At 38.9% G+C, this 25,804-nt stretch carries 25 protein-coding genes; 18 read left to right on the top strand and 7 right to left on the bottom strand.

The window, feature by feature from the left end; all coding sequences use genetic code 11:
- Positions 1–359 precede the first annotated feature (359 nt).
- From MHI22_RS09825 to MHI22_RS09790, 8 genes are all read left to right on the top strand, one after another.
- Positions 360–1,256, top strand: a complete 897-nt coding sequence (locus MHI22_RS09825; RefSeq protein WP_036128277.1) for a LysR family transcriptional regulator — start codon at positions 360–362, stop codon at positions 1,254–1,256.
- 184 nt (positions 1,257–1,440) lie between these two features.
- Positions 1,441–2,769 (top strand): LLM class flavin-dependent oxidoreductase, encoded by a 1,329-nt coding sequence (locus tag MHI22_RS09820; protein ID WP_036128276.1) that lies wholly within the window; start codon positions 1,441–1,443, stop codon positions 2,767–2,769.
- A gap of 45 nt (positions 2,770–2,814) precedes the next feature.
- Positions 2,815–3,828 carry an LLM class flavin-dependent oxidoreductase gene (locus MHI22_RS09815; protein WP_340809308.1) on the top strand — a complete coding sequence of 338 codons (1,014 nt, stop codon included), beginning with the start codon at positions 2,815–2,817 and terminating at the stop codon, positions 3,826–3,828.
- 13 nt (positions 3,829–3,841) lie between these two features.
- Positions 3,842–4,120, top strand: a complete 279-nt coding sequence (locus tag MHI22_RS09810; protein ID WP_036128274.1) for a glutaredoxin family protein — start codon at positions 3,842–3,844, stop codon at positions 4,118–4,120.
- Positions 4,121–4,140: 20 nt separating this feature from the next.
- Positions 4,141–4,965 carry a transporter substrate-binding domain-containing protein gene (locus MHI22_RS09805; protein WP_089934420.1) on the top strand — a complete coding sequence of 275 codons (825 nt, stop codon included), beginning with the start codon at positions 4,141–4,143 and terminating at the stop codon, positions 4,963–4,965.
- A gap of 23 nt (positions 4,966–4,988) precedes the next feature.
- Entirely contained in the window at positions 4,989–5,693 is a 705-nt protein-coding gene (locus MHI22_RS09800) for an amino acid ABC transporter permease (protein WP_036128280.1), read from the top strand.
- A 12-nt stretch (positions 5,694–5,705) separates the two neighbouring features.
- Positions 5,706–6,419 carry an amino acid ABC transporter permease gene (locus tag MHI22_RS09795; protein ID WP_036128272.1) on the top strand — a complete coding sequence of 238 codons (714 nt, stop codon included), beginning with the start codon at positions 5,706–5,708 and terminating at the stop codon, positions 6,417–6,419.
- A gap of 15 nt (positions 6,420–6,434) precedes the next feature.
- On the top strand, positions 6,435–6,947 hold the full coding sequence (locus MHI22_RS09790) for a GNAT family N-acetyltransferase (protein WP_036128271.1): 513 nt from the start codon (positions 6,435–6,437) through the stop codon (positions 6,945–6,947).
- 46 nt (positions 6,948–6,993) lie between these two features.
- Here the strand turns inward: MHI22_RS09790 and MHI22_RS09785 are convergent, their stop codons facing one another.
- Positions 6,994–8,373: an FAD-binding oxidoreductase gene (locus tag MHI22_RS09785; RefSeq protein WP_036128270.1), complete on the bottom strand. Its 1,380-nt coding sequence runs from the start codon at positions 8,371–8,373 to the stop codon at positions 6,994–6,996.
- A gap of 78 nt (positions 8,374–8,451) precedes the next feature.
- Complete coding sequence (gene sspI / locus MHI22_RS09780; RefSeq protein ID WP_036128269.1) at positions 8,452–8,661, bottom strand: small acid-soluble spore protein SspI; 210 nt, start codon at positions 8,659–8,661, stop codon at positions 8,452–8,454.
- Between the two features lie 238 nt (positions 8,662–8,899).
- Here sspI and MHI22_RS09775 point away from each other — a divergent pair, with 238 nt between their 5' ends.
- Together MHI22_RS09775 and MHI22_RS09770 are read left to right on the top strand one after the other, a co-directional pair.
- Positions 8,900–9,427, top strand: coding sequence for an RNA polymerase sigma factor (locus MHI22_RS09775; protein ID WP_271910658.1), 528 nt, complete (start codon positions 8,900–8,902; stop codon positions 9,425–9,427).
- Positions 9,428–9,624: 197 nt separating this feature from the next.
- Positions 9,625–11,769, top strand: coding sequence for a bifunctional diguanylate cyclase/phosphodiesterase (locus MHI22_RS09770; protein WP_231745058.1), 2,145 nt, complete (start codon positions 9,625–9,627; stop codon positions 11,767–11,769).
- A 51-nt stretch (positions 11,770–11,820) separates the two neighbouring features.
- Here MHI22_RS09770 and MHI22_RS09765 read toward each other — a convergent pair whose 3' ends face one another.
- The 3 genes from MHI22_RS09765 to MHI22_RS09755 all read right to left on the bottom strand — a co-directional run bounded on the left by MHI22_RS09765 (position 11,821) and on the right by MHI22_RS09755 (position 13,739).
- Positions 11,821–12,012, bottom strand: coding sequence for an H-type small acid-soluble spore protein (locus MHI22_RS09765; RefSeq protein WP_036128267.1), 192 nt, complete (start codon positions 12,010–12,012; stop codon positions 11,821–11,823).
- A gap of 12 nt (positions 12,013–12,024) precedes the next feature.
- Positions 12,025–12,189 (bottom strand): YfhD family protein, encoded by a 165-nt coding sequence (locus tag MHI22_RS09760; RefSeq protein WP_139149533.1) that lies wholly within the window; start codon positions 12,187–12,189, stop codon positions 12,025–12,027.
- Between the two features lie 140 nt (positions 12,190–12,329).
- Positions 12,330–13,739 (bottom strand): LysM peptidoglycan-binding domain-containing protein, encoded by a 1,410-nt coding sequence (locus tag MHI22_RS09755; RefSeq protein WP_340811838.1) that lies wholly within the window; start codon positions 13,737–13,739, stop codon positions 12,330–12,332.
- A gap of 281 nt (positions 13,740–14,020) precedes the next feature.
- Here MHI22_RS09755 and MHI22_RS09750 point away from each other — a divergent pair, with 281 nt between their 5' ends.
- Entirely contained in the window at positions 14,021–14,299 is a 279-nt protein-coding gene (locus tag MHI22_RS09750; protein WP_058844330.1) for a diguanylate cyclase, read from the top strand.
- A 6-nt stretch (positions 14,300–14,305) separates the two neighbouring features.
- Here the strand turns inward: MHI22_RS09750 and MHI22_RS09745 are convergent, their stop codons facing one another.
- The gene (locus MHI22_RS09745) at positions 14,306–14,701 is read right to left on the bottom strand and encodes a (deoxy)nucleoside triphosphate pyrophosphohydrolase (protein ID WP_058844331.1); all 396 of its coding nucleotides are present in this window, start codon (positions 14,699–14,701) and stop codon (positions 14,306–14,308) included.
- 172 nt (positions 14,702–14,873) lie between these two features.
- Between MHI22_RS09745 and MHI22_RS09740 the strand changes: the two genes are divergently transcribed.
- The 3 genes from MHI22_RS09740 (at position 14,874) to pheT (ending at position 19,498) form a co-directional block, all read left to right on the top strand.
- Positions 14,874–15,638: a TrmH family RNA methyltransferase gene (locus MHI22_RS09740; protein WP_058844332.1), complete on the top strand. Its 765-nt coding sequence runs from the start codon at positions 14,874–14,876 to the stop codon at positions 15,636–15,638.
- Positions 15,639–16,030: 392 nt separating this feature from the next.
- Complete coding sequence (gene pheS / locus MHI22_RS09735) at positions 16,031–17,068, top strand: phenylalanine--tRNA ligase subunit alpha (RefSeq protein WP_036128260.1); 1,038 nt, start codon at positions 16,031–16,033, stop codon at positions 17,066–17,068.
- 12 nt (positions 17,069–17,080) lie between these two features.
- Positions 17,081–19,498 carry a phenylalanine--tRNA ligase subunit beta gene (gene pheT, locus MHI22_RS09730; RefSeq protein WP_058844333.1) on the top strand — a complete coding sequence of 806 codons (2,418 nt, stop codon included), beginning with the start codon at positions 17,081–17,083 and terminating at the stop codon, positions 19,496–19,498.
- 279 nt (positions 19,499–19,777) lie between these two features.
- Here the strand turns inward: pheT and rnhC are convergent, their stop codons facing one another.
- Positions 19,778–20,704 carry a ribonuclease HIII gene (gene rnhC, locus MHI22_RS09725; RefSeq protein WP_036128256.1) on the bottom strand — a complete coding sequence of 309 codons (927 nt, stop codon included), beginning with the start codon at positions 20,702–20,704 and terminating at the stop codon, positions 19,778–19,780.
- Positions 20,705–20,839: 135 nt separating this feature from the next.
- On the opposite strand from rnhC, the gene zapA reads away from it, so the two are divergent.
- The 4 genes from zapA to MHI22_RS09705 are packed head-to-tail and all read left to right on the top strand — an operon-like array spanning position 20,840 to position 25,799.
- Positions 20,840–21,100, top strand: a complete 261-nt coding sequence (gene zapA, locus MHI22_RS09720) for a cell division protein ZapA (protein ID WP_036128254.1) — start codon at positions 20,840–20,842, stop codon at positions 21,098–21,100.
- 5 nt (positions 21,101–21,105) lie between these two features.
- Positions 21,106–21,645, top strand: coding sequence for a CvpA family protein (locus tag MHI22_RS09715; RefSeq protein WP_036128251.1), 540 nt, complete (start codon positions 21,106–21,108; stop codon positions 21,643–21,645).
- Between the two features lie 59 nt (positions 21,646–21,704).
- Entirely contained in the window at positions 21,705–23,414 is a 1,710-nt protein-coding gene (polX, locus tag MHI22_RS09710; RefSeq protein WP_058844334.1) for a DNA polymerase/3'-5' exonuclease PolX, read from the top strand.
- 18 nt (positions 23,415–23,432) lie between these two features.
- Positions 23,433–25,799, top strand: a complete 2,367-nt coding sequence (locus MHI22_RS09705; RefSeq protein ID WP_340811836.1) for an endonuclease MutS2 — start codon at positions 23,433–23,435, stop codon at positions 25,797–25,799.
- Positions 25,800–25,804 lie beyond the last annotated feature (5 nt).

The raw sequence follows: 25,804 nt of genomic DNA, 5'->3' as shown, positions 1-25,804 counted from the left end.
TAAAAGAGTAGTGAATACCTTCACTTTTTTGCTAAAAAGTTAACATTTTATTTTATGGATTGGAGTGGAAGGCTACTTGACTCCCGTGGGAATAGCGAGACGGGCGAGCCCCTGCACGGAGGAAGCGGCTCGGCGCTCGCCCACAGGAAAGCAAGTAGCCTGCAACGGAAATCCTTTTTCACCTTTCACATAAATTCTATGGATGGTTTTGTTTTTCAACACTATGAAAGTAACCTAGGAGACGCTAGGTTACTTTTTCTTTTGATAAAAATTAAAAACATAGTTTTCCAATAAATTATAGAGAATATAAAGAATTATTTATATAATAGGATAAATAAGTATGAAGGGGTGAACTTCTCGTGAATATAGACCATATCGAGGCATTTTTATATGTTGTCCATTACAAAAGTACCCATAAGGCAGCCAATGCGTTGTTTCTCTCACAGCCGACTGTGACAGCACGAATCAAATCGTTAGAGAGGGAGCTTGGTGTTGAATTGTTTTACCGAGATGGGCGAAGTGTGAGCGTATCGGAGAAAGGAAAAGACTTTATACCGTTTGCTACACAAATTGTCCAAACGTTTCAGCAAGGAAAGAAGCAATTAGAGGAAACACAGGAAACAGATGAAGTATGTATTGGGGCAAATGGGGTGACAGCACAGTATTTCTTAGCCTATGCATTGCCGAAATGGAAAGAACAATTTCCTTATTTGCGATTTCAACTAATTACAGGTTCAACTACGATGATTTTAGAAAAGTTACAAAGCCATCAAATTCATCTAGGTCTTATTCAATATGTGCATCGAGATGGCATCAGTAATGAGCTATTATTAAACAATGCGGTGAAACTTGTGAAACATCGTGATCATCTATTACAACAACGTGAACGCATGCAAGCAAAGGAGTTAGCCCAACAGAAAATGGTGTTTTTTGAATGTGGAGCGTTTGATTGGAATTATGTGCATAAAATGTTTGAGATAGAGGGCGTGACAGCCAATATTGAAGTACGTACGGATCATTTAGAAGTTGCAAAGGAATTTATTCGGACAAAGAACTATATTAGCTTTTTACCACATCTTTGCGTCAAAAAGGAGCTCGAAAGCGGTGAATTTGTGGAGATAGACGTCAAGCATTTATTGGATATGAATCAACACATATTTTTAACCTATAAAGATAAAGAGGTGTTGACGACAGCCTTTTGGCAGACAATCTGTGAGACCGCTAAGCAATTTGAAAGCATGCAAGAAAGGCATTGATTAAATATTTTTTCAGAACTTAAAATTTTTTCTATTACGTAGCCTATTGCATATTGTCTAAAGGAACTGTAATATCATTTTCAATCCAAATTTATTTATGAATTAGCATAAATAAAAAATTTTTAAACAAAAACATACTTAACCACTAAGTTTAGTAAATAATGAGGATTGAGGAGGAATTGACATGGCTAGACAGGATAAAATTCGATTTGGGGCCATCATTCATGGAGTGGGGGGCAATATTTCTAGTTGGCGTCATCCAAAGGTAGCGAGTAATCAAAGTGTAAGCTTGCCTTTTTATATTCAGCAGGCTCAGAAGGCAGAGCAAGGGAAATTTGATGTAGCATTTATTGCAGATGGTTTATTTATTAATGAAAAATCCATCCCTCATTTTTTAAACCGCTTTGAGCCGATTACAATTTTATCAGCATTGGCTGTAGCGACGAAGAATATTGGCTTAGTTGGAACCGTTTCAACTTCCTATAGCGAACCATTTACAGTGGCAAGACAATTTGCTTCATTAGATCATATTAGTGCGGGGCGTGCAGGCTGGAATGTAGTAACTACTCCATTAGAAAGTACTGCTTTGAACTACAATAAAACAATCGACCAACATCCTAACCATGCAGAGCGTTATCAAATTGCGGAAGAATATTTAGAGGTTGTCAAAGGCTTATGGGATTCTTGGGATGATGATGCATTTATTGCTGACGTTGACAATGATCAATTTTTTGATCCAGAAAAATTACACATTTTACATCATAAAGGGACCTATTTTTCAGTTCAAGGTCCACTCAATATTGGACGGTCAAAACAAGGTCAGCCTGTTATTTTCCAAGCTGGGTCATCAGATGCAGGCATTCGATTGGCTGCCAAGGATGCAGATGCTATTTTTACACATGGTGCATCAATTGAAGAGGCGCAAACATTTTACAGAAGAGTAAAAACAGAGGTGGCAGCATTTGGGCGTAATCCAGATGAAGTAAAAATCTTCCCAGGAATTTCACCTATTATTGGCGATACAGTGGAGGAAGCAGAGGCAAAATATCAAGAAATCGTTGAACTAGTTTCCATAGACCGTGCACTTGCTTATCTTGGGCGTTATTTCGACCATCATGATTTTACTCAGTATGATGTGAATGCTCCGTTTCCTGAACTAGGTGACATTGGAGCCAATAGCTTTAGAAGTACAACTGATTATATTAAACGATATGCTAAACAAGAGGGTCTTACATTACGTCAGGTTGCTTTACGTGAAGCTACACCTAAAACAGCCTTTTTTGGGACAGCTGAGCAGGTAGCGGATCTTGTACAGAAATGGTTTGAAAAGGAAGCGGCAGATGGCTTCATCATTGGTGTGACAGTGCCTGGTGCTCTTGAAGATTTTGTGGATAAGGTCGTGCCTATTTTACAAGCAAGAGGACTTTATCGTAAAGACTATGAGGCAGAAACACTGCGCGGGAATTTGGGATTACCATTCAAAGAAAGTCGCTATGTCACACAGTCTGTCTAAAAACCTAGTAAATTTATTAGAATAAAAGAAATTAGGAGGCATTGGATGAGCTATACATTAGGCATATTAGATCAAAGTCCGATTATCGAGGGTGCAACAAACGAACAAACTTTGCAAAAAACAGTGGCACTTGCACAAAAAGCGGAGCAGTTAGGTTACTCACGTTTTTGGGTGTCGGAGCACCATCATACAGAAACATTAGCAGGTTCCTCGCCAGAAGTATTAGTTTCCTATTTATTGGCAAAGACAAAGTCCATTCATATCGGGTCAGGTGGTGTGATGCTACAACATTACAGCCCATACAAGGTGGCAGAAAACTTCCATGTACTGGCAGCGTTGGAGCCAGGACGAGTGGATTTAGGTATTGGAAAAGCACCAGGTGGTTTACCTCTTTCCACAAAGGCATTACAATATGGCACGCTCAATCAAGGGGACGATTTTGAAGATAGACTAACATTTTTACAGCAATTAATGGAGCAATCAATACCAAAAGAGCACGAATTATATGGTATACAAGCAACGCCGATTCCGAAGATAAAGCCAACATTATTTTTACTCGGTGCTAGCCCAGAAAGTGCTGCTCTTGCAGGAAAACTCGGCATTGCATTTGTCTTTGCTCGATTTATTAATAGTGACAATGATGTATTAGCGCAAGCAGCACGTATCTATCGTGAGTATAATGCCAGTGGCCACTTCGCCATATCAATCGCAGCCATTGCAGCTCCAACCAAAAAGGAAGCAAAGGAATTGATTGGGGATCAAAAAATTACGAAGGTGCATTTAGCGAGTGGTAGAACACTGACATTACAATCCATAGAGCTAGCTGAAAAATTTGGTCAAGAGTCTGGAGAGGCGTATACGGTCAAACAATATGAGGCAGATATTGTCTATGGATCGCCTAAGGATATTAAAGCAATATTAGATGATTTTCATGTTCAATATCAGGTAGATGAATTCATTTTGCATACTCCTGTATTGAAGGAGTTTGAACGTAAACGCTCATTCGAACTATTAAGTCCAGTTAATTTACAGCTACAGCAAAAAGTGGCAGTCAGCTAAGGAGGTCATCATCATGACAAAAAATGTAGAGATAATTGTTTGGTCGAAACAAGGTTGTAGTTATTGCGAGGATATAAAAGCGTATTTACAGGAACAACGAATAGCATACAAAACGGTGGATGTCACGTCGAATGATACGTTCCGCGACATCCTTGAAATAAAATATGGTGTTCGATATGTACCTGTTGTAGAAATTGGATCAAGTGAAACGGGTATCTATCAAGCTGTAACAGAAATAGGTTTAGAACACCTGCAGAAGGCACTTGCTGTGAGCTTACCCTCACATGCATAACAGAAGGAATGAGGGATTTTATGAAAAAAATATCGTTTTATCTACTATTTGTACTAGCGGCACTATTAACAGCCTGCGTAAGCTCAGAAAAATCAGATGGAGATGCGAGTGCCCAAAATACAGCACAGGGTGGGAAAGATGTTCAAAAAATCATTGTAGGTACGGGGACACAGTTTCCAAACATCTGCTTTTTAGATGATAAAGGCAATTTAACGGGCTATGACGTGGAGCTTGTTCGAGCAATTGATGAGAAGCTACCAGAATATGAATTTGAGTTTAAAACAATGGAATTTTCCAATTTATTACTAAGTTTAGAGACAGGGAAAATTGATTTTATTGCCCATCAAATGGAAGTCAATAGTGAACGACAGGAGAAGTTTTTATTCAATAAAGAGCCGTATAATGTCTTCCCATTAAAGGTGACAGTGAATGAGAAAAATAAAGAAATTCAATCCGTTGAGGATTTGAAAGGGAAGAATATCAGTGTTTCACCAACGAGTAACTCCGCTGTTTTTATTGAAAAATATAATAAAGAGCATAATTTAGGAGCGAATATCGTCTATTCTTCTGGTTCAGTAGATGTCAATAATCAACTGGCTACTGGTCGTATTGATGCCATTATTACAACACCGTTCGCAGTCAGATACTATAACGAGAGCAATGAAGCACAACAAAAGGTTGTAGGTGACGCATTATTAAATTCAAAAGTATACTTTTTACTCAATAAAAATGAAGTGACATTACAGGAGCGCTTAGATGAAGCTATCGTTGAATTAAAGAAAGAGGGAGTGGTAAGTGAACTTAGTAAAAAATGGTTAGGTGATGATTACACAGTAGACTTCTAATGACAGGAAAGGAAGGCGGAAGTATGGAAAATAACTTTGATGTCATGCTCATTGCGAAGATCATTCCAACATTGCTTCAATATTTACCAGTAACATTTGAAATACTACTATTCTCCATACTTTTTGGTATGGTACTAGGGATTGTGCTAGCCATACCGAAGCTACTTCACATACCCGTATTGAAGCAGATCATCACGGTCTATATATCCTTTATTCGTGGAACCCCTATTTTAGTGCAGTTGTTCTTAGTATTTTACGGCATACCTGCATTGCTAAAATTGATTCATATTGACGTTACTCGCATGGATGCGATGTATTTTGTCATTATTACCTACACACTAAGCAATGCGGCAGCCTTTGCCGAAATATTTCGTGCTGCTATTTTAACCGTTGACCGAGGACAAATGGAGGCTGCCTATTCAGTAGGCTTAAATGGAACACAGGCTTTTATGCGCATTGTTTTCCCACAGGCAATTCGTGTTGCTTTTCCAAATATAGCAAACACGATGATTAGTTCATTAAAAGATACATCACTAGCGTTCTCTATTGGCGTAATGGATATGGTTGGACGTGGAGAAACCTTGATTGCTTCAACGACACGAGCGTTTGAAATCTATGTAGCATTGTCTATTGTTTACTATATTATCGTGATCGTGCTGGAAAAACTATTTAAGTTCAATGAACGCTATTTTAATCGTTATATGCCAAAGGAATTGGCTTCACAATAGGGGGAATATAGTATGACCATTGATCTGGCTTTTATAGTAGAAGCCTTACGAGAAATTAGTAAAGTAATACCTTTAACCTTATTCATGACCATTACACCTGTTTTATTAGGTATTGTTATAGGGATAATCGTCGCTTTTGTTCGCATTAAACAAATAAAATTTATTGCGCCTATACTTAATTTTTATGTCTCTTTTTTTAGAGGCACGCCCATTATTATGCATATCATGCTCGTTTATTTTGGCTTGCCAATGCTAGTGGATATGATGGCAAGTACTTTACAGTTAAAGATACAATCAAGCACCATTCCTATATTATTTTTTGTCATACTCGCCTTAACACTTAGTGCGGGAGCTTATGCTTCTGAAATTATTCGCTCAGGAATATTAAGTGTACCGAAAGGACAATTAGAAGCAGCCTATGCGATTGGTTTAACATTTACTCAAGCGATGCGACGTTATATCTTACCGCAAGCATTTGGGCAGTCTATTCCGAATTTGACAAACGTCTTTATTGGCTTTTTACATGCCACATCCTTAGCATTTTTTCTATCTATTAAAGAGTTGACTGGTGCTGCGAATATCGTTGCTTCTGTGAATTTAAAGTTTTTAGAGTCATTTATTGCTGTGGGAATCATTTATTGGGGAATATCAATTGTGGCAGAATGGATCTCACATCGCATTGAAAAAAGAGTAACCGCCTATCGTAAGGGTGGCTTTTCATCATAGAAAGGGGAAACTAGCATGACAGTAGCTGACATTGTGATTGAACATTTACAAGAGGAAGATTATGAACGCTATCTTGAGGTTTTAGTCGAGAGCTATGAGCAATACGAAAAAGACTATCAGGACCCTGAACATTGGCAGTCATATTTAAGTGATATCCGTGCTTCAGTCGGCAATCCGAACGCAGAAACAATTCTTGTAGCAAAGCGTGGTGAGGAGATAGTAGGAGGGCTACAAATATTTACTGATGCGGAAAAAGCATATGGCTTGCCAGAGCTGAATATTCAATCTACGATCGTACGCTTGTTAGGCGTACATCCGAAAGGGAGAGGGCAAGGGGTCGCTAAGAAATTATTACACGAAAGTTTTGCCTTTGCCAGAAAGAGACAGGATAAGGCTCTTTATTTACATTCAGGTGATATCATGCAGGCTGCTATTAATCTTTATTTATCTCTAGGCTTTGTACGAGACGAGTCAAAGGAATTTTATAAGGGCGACATTTTAGTCAAGAGCTTCCGCTATGATTTATAAACATAAACCCGCTGATGACATAGTCATTCAGCGGGTTTATCGTTAGTTATAGGGTGAAAATTTTTCCTGGATTCATAATGTTATATGGATCGAGTGCTGCTTTTATACTTTTCATGACAGCTAAAGAGGTACCGTGCTCAGTAGCTTGATATTTCATTTTGCCAATGCCAACACCATGTTCACCTGTACATGTACCACCCCGAAGTAAAGCATATTGAACAATCTGTTCATTGAAGCGATCTGCTTTTGCCTGCTCCTCTATGTCATTAGGATTTAACATTAGTAGTGCATGGAAATTTCCATCGCCCACATGTCCGACAATCCCGCCTGCAAGACCAATATGATCGAGCTGCTCACGCGCATACAAAATGGTTTCTGCAAGCATGGAGATTGGTACACAGACATCTGTTGACATAAGCTTTTTCCCAGGGTAAGCATGAATATACGCATAGGCTAAGGAATGACGTGCTTCCCAAAGCTTGTTACGTGCCGCATTATCTTGTTCAAATTCAACGGATAGACAGCCGAAGTCCTCAAAAATTTCTGTAGCAAATGCTATATCTGCATGCATACCTGCTTCATTTCCGTGAAATTCTAAAAATAATGTTGGTTTTTCGCTATAGGAAGTATCGTTATAGATATTGGCTTGTTTCATAGAGGCTTCATCAACTAATTCCACTCGGCCGATTGAAATGCCTACCTGTAATAAAGCAGTGACGGCACAGACAGCATCGCCTACTGTATCAAAAACTGCGCGTCCTGCTGTTACAAATTCAGGTATACCGTAGACTTTCAATATTAACTCTGTAAAGCAGCCAAGTGTCCCTTCTGAGCCTACAAATAGACCGTTGAGATGATAACCAGAAGAGGACTTCGCGGCTAAATTACCAGTATGGATGACGGAGCCGTCTGCAAGTACAACCTCTAAATCACGAACTTGATCCCGCATAACACCGTAACGTACTGCGGTTGTACCACTAGCATTCGTTGCTGCCATGCCACCTAATGTTGCATCTGCACCTGGATCTACTGTGAATTGTAGACCGTGCTTTTTTAATTCCTTATTTAATTGAGAACGTGTGACCCCAGGCTGTACTTTTACAAGAAGGTCATCAGGTCGAACTTCTAAAATAGCATTCATTTCAGAGAAGTCGATGGAAATACCATGTGCAATAGGAATTGCATTTCCTTCTAGGCTGGAGCCAACACCAAATGGTACAACTGGTACACGTTGTGCATGTGCAATTTTTAAAACGGCACTGACATCTGCTGTGGAGCGTGGAAAAACAACGATATCAGGTAGGCTCACCGCATGATGAGATTCATCCTTCCCATGTAGCTGTCGTACCGTTTCGTTTGTTGACACTTGTTCTTCTAATAACACCTGTTTGAGTTGATTGACAAGTAATTCTACTGCAACAGTCATTCCAATCCCTCCAAATTTTCTGATAAATAAAACTTTATCACGCATTTATTGGAAATGGAATGCACTGTGCATTAAAAATCAGTTTGCAAATATTTTTTCTAGTTTTTGAACGAATTCATCTTGTTCAGATGGACTTGATTGCTTCCACCAATTTTCGAAAAACACCCCAAGCCCTGGCAGTAAATGTTCTTCTCCACGGTTAATGGCATCTTCCACAATATCTTTAAATTCTGCTGCAGATTGACCATGAACATTTGCAGTAATGGCATCTCTTATTTGAAAATTCATCTATTTCGCCTCCTTAGTAGTAATTTGTCCAATCATCGTTTAAATATGTATGAAATGCCAAAGAAAAATATATGATTTTTACAATAAATTGCTGAGATTATGTATAAATAGGACAGGGGTTTTAGTCATTCTCAACGATGAAATGATGAAAATGTGTACTCGCTTTCAATAAACGCCAGGGACTAAGATAGTATCACCTAGGAATATTGGACTGTGCATAGTCGACAGGAAGAGTAAAATGTCTATTCAGAACGAGCAAAAGCTTTCACCAACACAATCCTTTGAAGAAATATTAGAATGTGTGCAACCAATGATTACCGTTATTCTTAAGCAACTTCATATCTATAAGGAGTTTGATTATTATCGTCATATTGCTTCCATTGCTGTATGGAGGGCATGGCTAAAAGCAGATCCAGCAAAAGGACAATTTTCCGCTTATATATATTCATCGATCAAAGGAGAGATTTTAAATGAATTATCAAAGGAAAGAAGCTATAAAGAGCGAATAACAGTCGTTGATGATGAAACACTCGATTATGTTCGTAGTGAGTTCAAAGGAGGGGAGAATCAAAAAAATTCTATTGACCTTGAAAGTATTTTGACCCAGTTAAAGCAGATAGAAAGAAAAATACTACTCCTTTATTATGTAGAAGGCTACAATGATCAAGAAATAGCCAAAGTACTAGGTTTATCTGTCGCTGCTAGTAAAAAAAGACGGGCTAGAATCTTCCAGAGGCTAAGTAACCAAGTTTTTGAAGTGGAATGAAGTACTAAAATATCAAAAGTATGCTAATATTGAAATAAAATGAATATTAGCATACTTGATATGAATGCATACAAATTCAGATAAAAGTGTTATGATTTGTAAGAAGTCAAAGAAATATACAATTCTAAGTGTATTATTTAATATAGTTAGTTAGAATTTCCTAGTCAATGTTTAGATAGTTGTATGGAGGGTTTGTAGTGGAGAAATGGTTTAATCAAATAGAGAAAAAAGAGGTTTGGTACATAATATTGCCGTTATTACTTGTCATACCATTATTAAGCTTTAGCAATCAAATGTATGGTGTATTCCAAGGTGACATTTATCAAAATTTAAAATTGGTGATCCAAGTTTTAATCATTGTTTTTACAATGGCTATTGCGATCCAATCTTATTTAGTATTTTCACACTTATTATCCAATCAAACTTTATACATAGGGAACATTTTTTTTATAATTGCATTACTTGAATTAGTTAGCTTGTTCTTTAGTCAATCTACTGAATGGGGCTATATGGACGAGTCAATACATATATTAATGCGTGTGTATCTATCCATTGGATTTCTACTGATTATTTTATTCAAAAGACAACAATTATCAATGAACTATCGGTTGTTTACATATGGTAGTTCTTTGCTATTCGTTATAGTCAGTATTTCTCTAGTGTATATGGTATCCAACATATTGTCAGAACAATTGCTAGTGTATATTGATAATATGGTACACCTTTTTGCTATAATTCTTCAAATTATAACCATTGTGATAGTAAGTAGGTATCTAAAAAAAATGCCGAAGCGATCGATGTGGTTAATCAGTGCAGCCATCTCGCTTATTGTAAGTGATGTCTTTTTTATTTTTAGTCAAGATCAAAATGCGATATGGGATTTCTCGGCATTAATTTATCAATTTTTAGCCTTTTACTTTTTCTTAAAGGCGATTTATTATACATCTGTGGAAAAGCCGTTTCAACAATTATTAAAAATTAAAAAGGATCTTGAACAATCTCAAGAAGAGCTGCGATTTCAGGCCTATCACGATGATATAACACTACTGCCAAATGAGCATTTATTACTAAAGACGTTAAAGGAAAATTTACATGATAATCAAGTGCAGAAGGCCATCATTGCCATAGAAATTGACCGTTTTGCAGCCATTCGCTCCTCTATCGGGATAAGTAATTCTAATAAAATGATGAAGCTTGTCGCAGAGCGCATTCAAGCGATTGTACCTCCTCATTATTTTGCAACGAAGCTGCGAGAGGGTCAATTTGTTATTTATATTAATCATGTAAAGACGGTTGAAGAATTATTACAATTTTGCTTAAATCTCAAAAGTGCCATGAAAGACCCTTTGCAGGTACAATTATTTTCATTAAATGGCAACTTGAATATGGGCATTGCCCTCTATGAGGATAAATGGACGGGCGAAGAGCTATTGATGCATGCCCAATTAGCAATGAGAGAGGCTAGACAAATACCCCAAAGATTTCTTTTTTATAAGCCTTATATGTCAAAAGACATTGCAGATCGAATTTTGTTAGAGCAAGACTTACATAATGCATTAGCCAATAATGAGTTTTATTTAGATTATCAGCCACAGGTAAATTTAAAAACGGGCACAATTGAATCCGTCGAAGCATTGGCCCGCTGGCGGCATCCGACGCGTGGCTTTGTACCACCAGATGTATTTATTCCCATTGCCGAAGAGTGTGGGCTTATTATCCCATTAGGTAAATGGATATTAGAAACAGCTTGTATGCAAGCGAAAACATGGGAAAAACAAGGGTTACCCCCGATGAAGGTGGCAGTGAATTTGTCACTTGGGCAATTATTTCAGCAGGATTTAGTAGAAATGGTGGAAGAAATTTTACAACGCACAAAATTGACGCCTAAATATCTACAATTAGAAATTACGGAAAGTATGACGATGAATATTGATCAAATGACACAGCTATTACATGAATTAAAGGCATTAGGCATTCAAATTGCTGTAGATGATTTTGGAACAGGCTATTCATCTTTATCCTATTTAAAGGATTTTCCCATTGATTGTTTAAAAATCGACCGTACTTTTGTAAGAAATGTGCCGCATAATCCAAACGATGAAGCACTTGTTTCTATGATTATTTCGATGGCTAAACATTTGCGTTTAAAGGTTGTTGCAGAAGGTATTGAAGAAGTGGAACAACTATCATTTCTGATGGATGGCGGTTGTGATTATATTCAAGGCTATCTATTTAGTAAGCCAATCTCACCTCAGCAAATTTCAGAAACCTATACGGATTTACACCACCATATAGATGAAGTGTTAACACAGCTTCAATATATTGAGGATTATATTATTTAAATAAAAAAAGAACCTGCTTATTGACTATGCAAATAAGCGGGTTCTATCTGTTTAATGAACGAGATATTCTTCCTTTAATTCGGAAATAGCTACTTCAGATCGCTCCTCTAAAGAGCGGCGAAGGTGAACAGTCGCTGTTTTCTCATCATTGTGGAGTTGGTCGATCCAGACGGAAACGCCATTATAGCTCACTTCATATTCTGACGGTGAGGCAACAATTTCTTGTGCACGTTGAAAATTCAACGGAAGCCCCCCTTATTTTTTTTGTTTATTTTTGTTTTGTGTGACTGAATTAATGAGCTCCATAAACTCTTGAGAAAATTCTTCACTCACCTTATTTGGTGCGATTTTTTGGTTTTTTGGTGTTTGAGGTAATGAAGCTTTATTATTGCTTTGACCTTGTTTATTGTCTCTTCCCATGTGAGTTGCTCCTTTCCTGTTGATATAGGTTAATATGGCTTCAAACAGCATTTTTTATCCCGACATCACAGGTAGTAAGTCGTTACTTCACATGGGAAAAAGTTGCATAGCTCTTTATTTTTTGAGAACAATAACGAGCACTACGGTTTTTTAATGGAAAAATGATTGCTTAATAAAACCCAATTTTGAGGGAACGGGAAACCTAATGCCCAATAACTAATACCTCGAAGGTTATAGTGTTTAACCATATCAAATTTCGTCTGTGCACTTCTTGCATCTTCAAACCATACCTCGTGATGCCTTCCTTGCTCATCGACATACTGATAAAAAGGAGATTGTGCAGTCGGGTCAAATTGTATTGTTGCTCCGTACTTGATGGCTCTATTAAGCGCCTCCTGCGGACTAAACGTTTCTGCTTCCTGTCCTTTGACATGAGGTAAGAGCCAATCACGCGCATACAGCTCAAAGCCCAATAGAATCTTATCGGCTGGAATTTCAGTTAAGGCATATTCCACAACTCTTCGCATTTCATTAATAGGGGAAATGGCTTGTGGAGGGCCAAGTCGATATCCCCATTCATACGTCATTAATACTACAAAATCTGCAATTCTCCCATGTGCTTCGTAATCATGTGCTTCATACAATGTGCCAGTTTGCGTAGCACTTGTTTTTGGTGCAAGGGCAGTTGACACTAAATAGCCCTTTGGATGAAGCATATCAGCGGCTAATTGTATAAAAGCATTGAAATTTTCACGATCTGCTGGCAAAACATTTTCAAAATCGATATTCAATACTTGGTAGCCTTTATCTTGCATCACTTGTAAAACATTATTCATGACTTTTTTTCGTAGGTCAGCATCGGACAAGACGACATGTGCTAAATTAGAGCCTTCCTCTGTAGCAGTAAAATTAGCGAGCGTTAACATAGGGATGATGTTTTTAGCCTTTGCAGCTGCTATCATACTTTCGTCGCTGATGGGCTGTAATGTACCGTCTTCTTTCATTTTATAAGCAAAGGGACTAAAGTACGTTAAAAGATGACCAACGGCATTAATTGAATCAATCGCTTCTTCAAACGGCTGATAGGAATAAGCATTGACTTCAATCATCGGTAATTCTCTTGGGATGATTAAATTAGTTCCTACATATAGCATATTAGGATTGTTTATTTGATTTTCCACCACAATGACTTGAACGGTCGTACCGTAGCGCTGAGCTATTTGCCATAATGTTTCTCCTGGCTGCACGATATGGATGATGGGGGGAATTATTAATTTCGTTCCTGGTGTTAACATATCAGGATTTGTTAGATGATTTTCTGAAATGATGGACTGTAAAGGAACACTAAAACGTTGTGCAATTGACCATAACGTGTCCCCACTTTGAACAGTATAAATGGTATAAGGAGAAGGAATAACTAGTGATTGCCCGATAGCTAATTGATCGGGTGTAGCTAATGCATTTAATAGACTGATCGATTGAACAGGTACAGCATAATGATTGGCTATTTGCCATAATGTTTCGCCAGCACTCACTACATGAATAAGCATAGAACACCTCCTACACGATGTTATTAGTGCATCATATGTTTCAAAGGTGAAAATGAGTATTTTCATGTGAGTCCAGTAAAATAGTTGAAACTTCAAATTCTTTGATAAGTTTCATGGGGAGAAAGGTGCTTGTTGTTGAAAAAGGTGAGGCTCACGGGGACGGCAGAGCCCTTCTCCTTATGTATTTTAAATATCGATCATTTTAAAAACGTTCATGATATAGAGGGTCATTAAGTGGGAGATGATGTCCTGTTCAATTAGCACAGCTACTGCAGCATCGAGTGCGTGTAAAAGACAATGTTGCTCGTTACGGCGATGAGGAATTTATCAGCATCTTACCAGTGAACGAAATAGCTGTGGCAAAAGCAATTGGAGAACAATTAAGACAAACTGTTAAGCAGGATAATTGGCCGACAGGACGTATTACGCTCAGTAGAGGGATTGCTACAATAACAGCTGGGGATACAGACATGCCTTTCATAAAAAAAGCAGATGAAGCACTGTATGTATTGAAAGCGTATGGATGCAACCGAGTTACTCATTATCATGAGATGAAATGAATGTCTTTATTTTTCGGCTAATAATTTTTGGATAGAAGGTAGATCTGCTGGAGCGAATGGAAGTTCGAGCAATTGCTTGCGAGGAACCCATTTTGCTTCAGCATGTTCTAGTATTTTGGGTACGCCTTTCACAATCGTTGCCTTATATGTTTCTAAGTGAACGAAAAATGTGTCGTATTCATGAAGGGTTACTGCGACTCGATCACCTACTTGAATCATACAGTCAAATTCCTCAAAAATTTCACGATAAAGCGCCTGCGCAGGTGTTTCGCCGTGTTCTATCTTCACACCAGGAAACTCCCAGTAATTTGCTAGTACCATATGTGGATTTCTTAAAGCACAGAAAATTTCTTGCTGCTCATTTTCTATAATGACACCAACGACATGTATCGTTTTTTTCATTTATATTCAGCTGCCTTGACTTAGTATGCTGTGTCTAATTATAGCATGTCTATATTGTTCTTTACTGAACGACTGTAGAAAATAATAGTTTTCTCACATAACTATGAAATTTGCCATTTGCTAAGGTATAATAGTGGTCAATATATAGGAAAAAGGCGGTAAGAGGTAGCATATGAAGAGAATTGAATCTACGCAAAATGCGTTAGTGAAATATTGGAAAAAGTTAGCGACAACAAGAAAAGAGCGTGAACGATCAGGTGAATTTCTAATAGAGGGTTTTCATCTTGTGGAGGAAGCTTTAAAAAATAAAGAGCAAGTATTACAAATTATTGTACGTGAAGGTATTGATTTGCCAATGTTATGGCCGATTGATGATGTTGCTATTGTAGAAGTAACAGCAGCAGTAACAAAGGAATTCGCAGAAACAGAAACTTCTCAAGGCGTGTTTGCTGTATGTAAACAGCCAATTTTAGAGGATGAAGTGAAGGCCACTTGGCGTAAAGTGCTATTAATTGATGCAGTCCAAGATCCTGGTAATATTGGAACAATGATACGCACTGCCGATGCAGCAGGATTAGATGCCGTGATTTTAGGAAAAGGCTGTGCAGATGCCTACAATCCTAAAACATTACGCGCAGCTCAAGGCTCCCATTTCCATATCCCAGTAGTACGCGGAGACTTAGCAGAATGGGTAGACTTGCTACAAAATCAAGGTGTACCTGTCTTTGGTACTGCTTTGGATGAGGAGGCAGTGCCATATAGTGACATTCAGCATTCGGGTGCATTTGCTATTATTATGGGGAATGAAGGAAGTGGCATCCAGCCACAGCTATTAGCGATGACAGATCAAAATATGATTATTCCACTTTTTGGACAAGCTGAATCATTAAACGTAGCAGTTGCAACAGGTATTGTTTTATATGGCTTTGTGAAATAATTGACAGATCCTTGTGGGATTCAGGTAGTTGTCTCTTGATTTGCTACTATTCGTTATTGTATAATTTATTCTAAAATGTATGTTTAAATAATAAATGCTTTGATCGGGAAGTAGTAAAGATTGTGAATGGACGACAGGGAGCGTAAGGCCGGAGATTGAGAGCCGACGCCGTACCAATGCAATTTTGAATTCAGCCCGTGAGCAGCTACCGGGACCAGCGTGATGCTGTAAAGGTGTGCCGGCTTCATCAAGTCGTTATGTCAATGAAGTGATTGTAAGTTTTTTGCTTGCAATAACTAGGGTGGTACCGCGAATATGTCCTCGTCCCTTTTTAGGGGCGAGTTTTTTTTATGCCTAAAATGCAGGCATTTATTTTCTAAGGAGGTTTTAACATGGAAGAGCAATTAAAACAATTAGAGCAAGAAGCTCTTGCTAAAATTGAAGCAGCAGCAAATTTAAAAGAATTGAATGAAGTGCGTGTTGCATATTTAGGGAAAAAAGGACCTATCACAGATTTACTAAAAGGGATGGGGAAATTATCAGCTGAAGAACGTCCGAAAATGGGGGCTTTAGTGAATAATGTTCGTGAAAATGTAACAGCAGTACTAGAAACAAAGGTGGTTGTTCTAGAGGAAGCAGCGATTGCTGAAAAATTAGCAAGTGAGTCGATTGATGTCACTTTACCAGGTCGTGAAGTGAAAGTAGGAAATCGCCATCCGTTAACACGCGTCATTGAAGAAATTGAAGATTTATTTATCGGAATGGGTTATGAAATTGCTGAAGGTCCTGAAGTAGAAAAGGACTACTATAACTTTGAAGCACTAAATTTACCAAAAGGACACCCAGCACGTGATATGCAAGATTCGTTCTATATTTCCGAGGAAATATTGCTACGTACGCATACTTCGCCAGTACAGGCTCGTACAATGGAAGCAAAAAAGGGTGAATCTATTCGCATCATTTGTCCAGGTAAAGTATTCCGTCGCGATAATGATGATGCAACACATTCCCATCAATTTATGCAAATTGAAGGTTTAGTCATTGGCGAGAATATTCGTATGAGTGATCTAAAAGGAACATTAGATACTTTAGCGAAAAAAATGTTTGGTGCAGACCGCGAAATTCGACTTCGTCCGAGCTTCTTCCCATTCACAGAGCCATCAGTAGAAATGGATATTTCTTGTTTCAAATGTGGTGGCGCTGGTTGTAATGTATGTAAGAGCACAGGTTGGATTGAGATTCTAGGCGCAGGTATGGTGCATCCAAATGTATTAGAAATGGCTGGCTATGATCCGAAGAAAGTTTCTGGCTTCGCTTTCGGTATTGGTGCAGAACGTATTGCGATGTTGAAATATGGTGTTGACGATATTCGTCATTTCTATACAAGTGACACTCGTTTCTTATCACAATTCGAGCGAACAGAAGCGTAAGGGGGATAAAACATGTTAGTATCATTAGAATGGTTAAAAGATTATGTCAATACACAGGACTTAGCGCCTGAGCTATTAGCTGAAAAAATTACACGCTCTGGTATCGAAGTAGATGCAGTTATTGATCGTGCAAACGCTATGGATAAAGTAGTGGTTGGCTATGTAGTGTCTAAAGAGAAACATCCAGAAGCTGATAAGTTAAATATTTGTCAAGTTGATGTTGGAGAAGCAGAGCCACAACAAATTATTTGTGGTGCACCAAATGTAGATGCTGGTCAAAAAGTCATTGTTGCTCGTCCCGGTGCACATTTACCAGGTGGCATTAAAATAAAAAAAGCAAAACTTCGTGGTCATGAATCAAACGGTATGATTTGCTCATTGCAAGAACTTGGAATCGAAGGCAAGCTTGTTCCTAAAGCATATTCAGAAGGAATCTACGTATTACCGTCAGATGCAGAAGTTGGCTCTGATGCACTGGCTATTTTAGGCTTACGTGATACAGTGCTAGAGCTAGGCTTAACACCAAACCGCTCAGATGCTCTTTCTATGCTTGGTGTAGCCTATGAAGTAGGTGCCATCCTTACTGAGGAAATTAAGTATCCAGAGATTGCATATAAAACGGCTAATGAAAAAGCACAGGATTTATTAAAGCTACGTGTAGAAGATTTACAAGCAAATCCGATGTATGTCGCAAAAGTGGTGAAAAACGTAAAAATTGGTGAGTCACCAATGTGGTTACAAAATCGTTTAATGGCAGCGGGTGTACGCCCTCACAATAATGTCGTGGATGTAACCAACTATGTGTTAATGGAATATGGTCAACCATTGCATGCTTTCGACTATGATAGCCTAGCAACAGGTGAAATCGTCGTTCGTAAAGCAAAAGAAGGTGAGAAAATCACAACACTGGATGACCAAGAACGAACTTTAAAAGCTTCTGATTTAGTCATTACGAATGGAAAAGAACCAGTGGCGATTGCTGGCGTAATGGGTGGTGCCAATTCAGAGGTAACAGACGCAACAACGACTGTTGTCATTGAATCAGCTTATTTTGATGGTTTAACAGTACGCCAAGCATCTCGTCACCTTGGTCTACGTTCAGATGCATCGGCTCGTTTTGAAAAAGGGGTAGACCCAAATCGTGTCTTACCAGCCGCTGAACGTGCTGCCGCATTGCTTGCTGAATTAGCTGGCGGTGAAGTATTAGAGGGTACATGTCTAGTAGATGAGTTAGATAAAACAGCAGCGCGAGTAGTCGTTTCTCCAGATTTTATTAATGAGCGTTTAGGGATGAAGATTGCATTGGAAGATATGCTTTCGATTTTAGAGCGTCTAAAATTTGGTGTAGAGGCAGCAAATGGTTTACTAATGATTGATGCACCAACACGCCGCCAAGATATTAAAATCGAAGAGGATATTGTAGAGGAAATTGCTCGTCTTTACGGTTATGATGAAATCCCTATGACATTGCCAGAGGGGGCAACACAAGTAGGCAATCTAACACCATACCAAGCTAATCGCCGTGTTGTTCGTCATTATTTGGAAGGGGCTGGCCTCTACCAAGCTGTAACATATTCATTAACATCTGATGCATTGTCACAACGTTTTGCCTTAAAAGCAGAGCCAGTAACTAAATTGTTAATGCCAATGAGTGAGGAGCGCTCTACATTACGTCAAAGCCTTATTCCACACTTAATCGAAGCGACTGCGTATAATGTGGCTCGCCAGGCTGAGGGTGTTGCTTTATATGAAATTGGTTCTGTGTTCCTTGGTCAATCAGATGAAGGGCAACCTTACGAAGAAGAGCATGTAGCAGCGGTACTAACAGGTAAATGGCTAGATCATGCTTGGCAAGGTGAGAAAAAAACAGTAGATTTCTTTGTGCTAAAAGGTATTATCGAAGGTGTAATCGGTAAACTTGGCTTAGAAAATCGCATGACATTTGTGAAAGCACAAGTGGATGGATTACATCCAGGACGTACGGCTAGCATCTTATTAGATGGCGAGCAAGTCGGTATTATTGGTGGACTCCATCCTGCAGAGCAAAAAGCATGGGGAGTCAAAGACACATATGTTATGGAAATGAATTTAGTTGCCCTATTAAATGCAAATGCACAAGAAGCCCCACTTGCATATACATCAGTGCCTCGTTTCCCAGTCATGTCTCGTGATATCGCGCTCATTATGGACCGTGCAACAACAGCAGGTGAAGTTGTCGAAGCTATCAGCGCAGCTGGCGTGAAATTATTAAAAGACATTCGCATATTCGACGTTTATGAAGGGGAAAAAATGGAGCTAGGTAAAAAATCCGTTGCATTTTCTCTCACATACTTCGATCCAGAACGTACTTTAACGGACGAAGAAGTAGTAGCCGCACACAATAAAGTGTTAAAAGCTATTGCTACGATTGCAGGTACAGAAGTACGCTAATCTATTTGAAAAAAGACTGTCTTTTTGAGGCAGTCTTTTTTTACTTGGGGAATTTAGCTAAGGGGGAGGGTCAGCGCAAGCAGAAAGGCACTCTCAAAGAGGCTCAAAGCGTTCACTCCGAGAAGGTAGTTGCTCAAAGTAGTCCAAGTCGCTCTCAATCGAATTAAAAGCGTTCTCGTACAATTGGAATCTAGCAAGATTACTATTTTTCAAAAGAACCTAGATATGGGAACTACCCATAAGACTCCCCCTGCTACTTAAAAGAACATGGAATGCTTTTTAAATCTTCTTTCGTGCTTTTTCGGTGTTGGCAAAATGCCATTTTGTTATGGAGCGTAGAAATTCCTCGCCATGGCTACGCCAAATGCGAGCTGCTTGCATATCTACCTTGCTAGAAGCCCCCTTCATTAAGGTAAGCCCTGCGATTGCACTCAATCGATCCATTTCCTTTAAAAATGCAGCACGCGCTAAAATAGATGCTGTAGCGACAGCGACATGTAATTGCTCTGCTTTGGTAGAAAAATAGACATTTTCTTGTACAAGTTCATGTTCGTTTTTTAAATAATTGTAATAGACACCGCGTTCGGCAAACTGGTCGATTAAAATGAATTCGGGTTTTTCAGGTGCCATTTTCGTCAGCGTATTTTTTAGAGCCTTGTTGTGCATCATGGCTTTCATTTTTCCTTGGGAATAGCCTTTTGCCTGTAGGCTGTTATATTTCTCGTTGTGTAATACGAGGACACTATGGACACAAGCTGCTCGTAAATCCGGTGCAATTTTTCGCATGTAATCATCCGTTAGCATTTTCGAATCTTTTACGCCAAGCTCATTAATAAGTTCGATTTTGGAGGTAGGTACATATACCGCAGCCACTGTGATAGGGCCGAAATAATCACCTGTGCCAGTTTCATCTGAGCCTAAGACAGACATTGCTGCGAAATTTTCAGGTAGTACATCACCCTTTGCCCCGATAGATGAGGATGTCTGGCTAGTTGTTTTTTCAATAGTTCCCCAACGTGCCGCCTCGCGTTCAGCACCACCTCCTTGAAACATTAATTTTCCTGATTTATACATAGTAATGGCGGTATCTGGTAGCTTTGCAGCAAAGATGACACCAGGAGCCTTACGCTCGATAAAATAGGTTGCGTAGTAAGCCATCACCTCTTTTTGAATATTTGTTGAAATGGAAAGCACAATATTTGACATTTAATCGTTCCTTTCTGTCCTCATTGTTCACAATTTTATACCTTTCATGGTATGATAATAAATAGCTTTTTTGTGTGATGGTGCTCACAAGCTGAAAAGATCGTGTGTGCATCGAATTTATAGGAGGGTGCGACTATGGAAAAACAAGAAAAAAATAAAATTTCTGTGGAAATATATGGTCATACATATAAAATGGTCGGCTCAGAATCCATTGGCCATATGCGACTTGTTGCTTCGATTGTTGATGACCGGATGCGCGAGATGAGCGTACATAATCCCTCACTTGATAGCACAAAACTTGCTGTTCTGACGGCAGTAAATACAGTACATGATTATTTACTATTAAAAGAACGAATGGAGCAACTAGAAGAAGAATTGAAAAAACTAAAGGGTTGAAGAGAATGTTAGATTTAATCATATTAGTGGTACTGCTAGCTGGAATTGGTGTCGGTGCAAAACGAGGTTTCATTGTACAAATGATGCACATTGTCAGCTTTGTCGTAGCCCTAATTGTTGCGTATATTTATTATAAGCCATTAGCACAAAAATTTGTATTTTGGGTGCCTTATCCAGGTGTCACTGATACAGGTAGCCTTGGTGTCGTCATTGATAGTCTCGATTTAGATCGCACCTTCTATCGTGTGATTGCCTTTGCGGTAATTTTCTTTGCTGTTAAAATAACATTGCAAATCGTGGCATCGATATTTGATTTTATTGCGTATTTACCTGTGCTCAATACAGTGAATCGTTGGCTTGGCGCATTACTTGGCATGATTGAAAACTATTTAATTATGTTTATTTTGCTATACGTGTGCGCTTTATTGCCGATTGATGTCATTCAAAATTTAATGTCGAAGTCATTGTTAAGTGGGCTTATGTTGGAGCATACACCGATTATTACGAAGATGTTCCAAAACTGGTGGTATATTTATATGCAATAGTAAACTGTGCACTTCTCTCTGTTTTGAGAGAAGTGTTTTTACGATAGGGGGAATTACCAATGAATAAAAAAACAATTATTCGCACACTCGAAAAAATTGCTTTATATATGGAACTACAAGGAGAAAACCCATTCAAGGTATCTGCTTTTCGGAAAGCAGCTGCAGCACTGGAGGGGGACGAGCGTTCATTAAGTGAAATGGACGATGTAACAAAACTTAAAGGGATTGGTAAAGGAACGGCTGCTGTCATTGAGGATTTGATGGTAACAGGTGAATCTAGTTTGTTAAAAGAACTAGAAGACATTGTCCCTAAAGGATTATTGCCATTGTTAAAATTGCCAGGCTTGGGAGGTAAAAAGATTGCGAAGCTTCACCAAGAGCTAGGCATTGACTCAGCAGAAAGCTTAAAGGCAGCTTGTGAAGCAGGGAAAGTTCGTGAATTAGCAGGCTTTGCTGTAAAAACAGAGGAAAAAATTTTAAAGGAACTCGCTAATTTGGCGAATCGCTCAGAACGTTTACCAATTTGGCAGCTTGAGCCTGTGGTTTTACAAATAGAGGCGCTTCTAGGTAGTATGAAGGAAGTGGAACGTTTTTCAGTTGCTGGAAGCTTCCGTCGGGCGCTAGAAACAAGTAAAGATATTGATTTTATTGTGGTGACACAAGCAGTTGAGGCTGTACGTGAAAAGTTATTAAATGGATTAGCCATCCAAGAAGTAGTGGCAGCGGGAGATACTAAAATTTCAGTGATTTTAGACTTAGAGGAGCCAGTTGGTGTTGATTTCCGTTTAGTGAAGGACAATGAATATGCAACTGCCTTGCATCATTTTACAGGGTCAAAAGACCACAATGTGCGTATGCGCCAACTTGCCAAAGCGCGTGGTGAAAAAATTAGTGAATATGGCGTTGAACAGGAAGATGGTACCGTTATAACGTTTTCAGATGAAGCGGCATTTTTCGCTCATTTTGACCTACCTTGGATTCCACCAAGCTTACGCACAGGAACTGTGGAATTTGATAATACAAAGACGATTCAACAGTTAGTGCGATTAGAGGATATTCAGGCAGATTTACATATGCATACGACCTGGTCTGATGGTGCATACTCTGTTGCAGAAATGGGCGAGGCATTACGAGCGCGTGGCTATCAATATAGCGTTATTACAGATCATTCACAATTTCTAAAAGTAGCAAATGGTTTAACACCGGAGCGTTTAGAAAAACAGCGTGTGGAAATTGAGGCATTTAATGCAACACATCCAGATTTCCATTTGTTTAAAGGGACAGAGATGGATATTTTGCCAGACGGCTCCCTTGATTTCGACGATCAAGTGTTAAAAGAGTTAGACTTTGTTATCGCTTCTATTCATTCGAGCTTTACACAATCACAAGATAAAATTATGGCACGTTTACTAACGGCCATGCAAAATCCTTATGTTCATATGATTGCCCATCCAACTGGTCGAATTATTGAGGATCGTGATGGCTATAATCCTGATATGAAACAGCTGATTGCGTGGGCGAAGGAATATGGTAAAATTTTAGAGTTAAATGCAAATCCGTATCGTTTAGATTTATGTGTGGAACATTTAGAAATGGCTTTAGCTGCAGGTGTACCTGTAGCCATTAATACAGATGCTCATGATATAGCGCATTTACGTTTTATGGATATCGGTGTTCGCTATGCCAATAGAGCATGGCTACCGAAAGATATGATAGTGAATACATGGACGCTTGAACAATTTGAGGCGTTCATACGACGAAATAAATAGGTTGAGGAGGTGTTCTCAGTGATAGCAGAACGCGCATTGAAAACACTAGAATACGATAAAGTTCGGCAACAAGTGGCCTCATATTGTACTTGCTCTATTGGGAAATCTGCCATTGAGGAGCTTGTACCACAAACAGATTTTGATAAAGTAGTACAATTATTAGAGGAGATGGATGAGGGATTATCCATTTTACGTGTTAAAGGCAATGTTCCAATGGGGGGAATATTTGATGTACGACCATCTGCAAGACGTGCCCAAATAGGAGGCATGCTAGCAGCAATAGAATTAATGGAAATATCGAGCACAATTCGAGCGAGTAGAATTTTACGTAATTTCATTGAGGATTTAGAGGCTGATGAAGTGATTGAAATTCCACATTTCATCGCGAAAAAGGAAGCGATACCTGTTTTAACAGGTTTGCAACATGAAATCAACAACTGTATTGATGACAATGGAGCTGTTTTAGACTCGGCTAGTCAAACGTTGCGTTCTATACGCCAATCTTTACGAGCTGAAGAAGGGAAAGTCCGTTCTAAGCTGGAAAGTTTAATTCGTGGAAGTAATGCAGCGAAAATGCTTTCTGATACACTTGTGACAATTCGTAATGATCGCTTTGTTATTCCTGTTAAACAAGAATATCGTCACCATTATGGCGGGATTGTCCATGACCAATCCTCTTCTGGTCAAACCTTATTTATCGAGCCAGACTCTGTTGTACAAGCGAATAATGAAATTCATCGCTTAAAAATGAAGGAGCAGGCGGAAATTGAGCGTATTTTACTGGCATTAAGTGCAATGGTGCAAGAAGTAGCATCAGATTTATTTAATTTAGTGAAAGTTTTAGGGGATATTGATGTTATTTTAGCTAAAGGCAAATATGGACAAGCCAATAAATGTACAATGCCTAAAATGAATAAGGATGGCTATATTCGACTAGTTCGTGCACGTCATCCACTTCTACCAATAGAGATAGCTATTCCGAATGATATTGAATTGGGCAAAGAAATTACAGCTATTGTCATTACGGGTCCTAATACAGGTGGTAAAACGGTAACATTGAAAACGGTAGGTCTGTGTACATTAATGGCGCAGGCAGGATTACCAGTGCCAGCATTAGATGGCTCAGAACTTGCTGTATTTGAGCAATTGTTTGCTGATATTGGTGATGAGCAATCAATTGAGCAGTCACTTTCTACGTTCTCGTCTCATATGGTCAATATTGTAGATATTCTACAAAAATTTGATCATGAATCACTTGTTCTTTTCGATGAATTAGGAGCAGGTACTGATCCTCAGGAAGGAGCAGCCTTAGCTATCTCCATTTTAGACGAAGTACATGGACGCGGTGCACGTGTAATGGCTACAACTCATTATCCTGAGCTAAAAGCGTATGGCTATAATCGACCAGGTGTTGCCAATGCTAGTGTAGAGTTTGATATTGAAACTTTGAGTCCAACCTACCGTCTACTTATTGGTGTACCTGGGCGCTCTAATGCATTCGAAATATCCAGTCGTCTTGGACTGCCTGAATCCATTATCGATCGTGCGAAAGGCTTTACAGGGACAGACCGACATGAGGTTGAATCGATGATTGCTTCATTGGAGGAAACACGTCGCCAATCAGAAGATGATGCAGAACGTTCCCATGCATTGCTAGTAGAATCGGAAACTTTACGTAAAGAGCTTCAAGATAAATTACAAGCCTATGAAGAGCGTAAAGAGGCACTTGATAAGAAAGCAAAGGAAAAAGCTCGTAAAATTGTTGATGAAGCGAAAAGAGAAGCGGAAGCGATTATTACAGAGCTTCGAGAAATGCGCAAAAATGCTGATCAAGTTGTCAAGGAGCACGAATTGATTGAAGCACGTAAACGTCTGGAAGAAGCAACACCACTTGAAGACAATAAAGTACTGAAAAAAGCAGCGCAAGTAAAAGCACGTGCGCAAAACTTAGTTGTCGGGGACGAGGTAAAGGTGTTAAGCTATGGTCAACGAGGTACTTTGTTAGAAAAAGTGTCAAATACCGAATGGGTTGTCCAAATGGGGATTTTAAAAATGAAAATCGCTGATAGTGATTTAGAGTATATTAAGCCTGAAAAAGAGACGGTATTACGAACAGCTGGTGTGAAAAATCGCAATAGCCATGTAAAATTAGAATTAGATTTGCGTGGTGAACGCTATGAGGACGCGATTTTAAGAACAGAGAAATATATTGATGATGCGTTACTCGCTAATTATGGGCGTGTGTCTATTATTCATGGGGTTGGTACAGGGGCTTTACGTCAAGGTATTCAAAGCTATTTAAAGAAGCATAAGCGCGTGAAATCCTTCCGTTTTGGTGAAGCCGGCGAGGGGGGCTTAGGCGTCACAGTTGTTGAATTGAAATAAGCTAT

Source organism: Lysinibacillus sp. FSL L8-0312, assembly GCF_038003285.1.
Classification (GTDB): domain Bacteria; phylum Bacillota; class Bacilli; order Bacillales_A; family Planococcaceae; genus Lysinibacillus; species Lysinibacillus fusiformis_D.
The sequence above is the reverse complement of the archived record's forward strand: the minus strand, read 5'-3'. Positions and strand labels throughout refer to the sequence as shown.

Bases quoted from the DNA above. Each gene is read 5' to 3' on its own strand.
- MHI22_RS09790 (WP_036128271.1), top strand. From the start codon at position 6,435: ATGACAGTAGCTGACATTGTGATTGAACATTTACAAGAGGAAGATTAT.
- MHI22_RS09785 (WP_036128270.1), bottom strand. From the start codon at position 8,373: ATGACTGTTGCAGTAGAATTACTTGTCAATCAACTCAAACAGGTGTTA.
- pheS (WP_036128260.1), top strand. From the start codon at position 16,031: ATGGAAGAGCAATTAAAACAATTAGAGCAAGAAGCTCTTGCTAAAATT.
- MHI22_RS09760 (WP_139149533.1), bottom strand. From the start codon at position 12,189: ATGGGAAGAGACAATAAACAAGGTCAAAGCAATAATAAAGCTTCATTA.
- MHI22_RS09810 (WP_036128274.1), top strand. From the start codon at position 3,842: ATGACAAAAAATGTAGAGATAATTGTTTGGTCGAAACAAGGTTGTAGT.
- MHI22_RS09715 (WP_036128251.1), top strand. From the start codon at position 21,106: ATGTTAGATTTAATCATATTAGTGGTACTGCTAGCTGGAATTGGTGTC.
- MHI22_RS09745 (WP_058844331.1), bottom strand. From the start codon at position 14,701: ATGAAAAAAACGATACATGTCGTTGGTGTCATTATAGAAAATGAGCAG.
- MHI22_RS09740 (WP_058844332.1), top strand. From the start codon at position 14,874: ATGAAGAGAATTGAATCTACGCAAAATGCGTTAGTGAAATATTGGAAA.
- MHI22_RS09755 (WP_340811838.1), bottom strand. From the start codon at position 13,739: ATGCTTATTCATGTAGTGAGTGCTGGCGAAACATTATGGCAAATAGCC.
- MHI22_RS09775 (WP_271910658.1), top strand. From the start codon at position 8,900: ATGTCTATTCAGAACGAGCAAAAGCTTTCACCAACACAATCCTTTGAA.
- MHI22_RS09800 (WP_036128280.1), top strand. From the start codon at position 4,989: ATGGAAAATAACTTTGATGTCATGCTCATTGCGAAGATCATTCCAACA.
- MHI22_RS09815 (WP_340809308.1), top strand. From the start codon at position 2,815: ATGAGCTATACATTAGGCATATTAGATCAAAGTCCGATTATCGAGGGT.
- rnhC (WP_036128256.1), bottom strand. From the start codon at position 20,704: ATGTCAAATATTGTGCTTTCCATTTCAACAAATATTCAAAAAGAGGTG.
- MHI22_RS09820 (WP_036128276.1), top strand. From the start codon at position 1,441: ATGGCTAGACAGGATAAAATTCGATTTGGGGCCATCATTCATGGAGTG.
- zapA (WP_036128254.1), top strand. From the start codon at position 20,840: ATGGAAAAACAAGAAAAAAATAAAATTTCTGTGGAAATATATGGTCAT.
- sspI (WP_036128269.1), bottom strand. From the start codon at position 8,661: ATGAATTTTCAAATAAGAGATGCCATTACTGCAAATGTTCATGGTCAA.
- pheT (WP_058844333.1), top strand. From the start codon at position 17,081: ATGTTAGTATCATTAGAATGGTTAAAAGATTATGTCAATACACAGGAC.
- MHI22_RS09795 (WP_036128272.1), top strand. From the start codon at position 5,706: ATGACCATTGATCTGGCTTTTATAGTAGAAGCCTTACGAGAAATTAGT.
- polX (WP_058844334.1), top strand. From the start codon at position 21,705: ATGAATAAAAAAACAATTATTCGCACACTCGAAAAAATTGCTTTATAT.
- MHI22_RS09805 (WP_089934420.1), top strand. From the start codon at position 4,141: ATGAAAAAAATATCGTTTTATCTACTATTTGTACTAGCGGCACTATTA.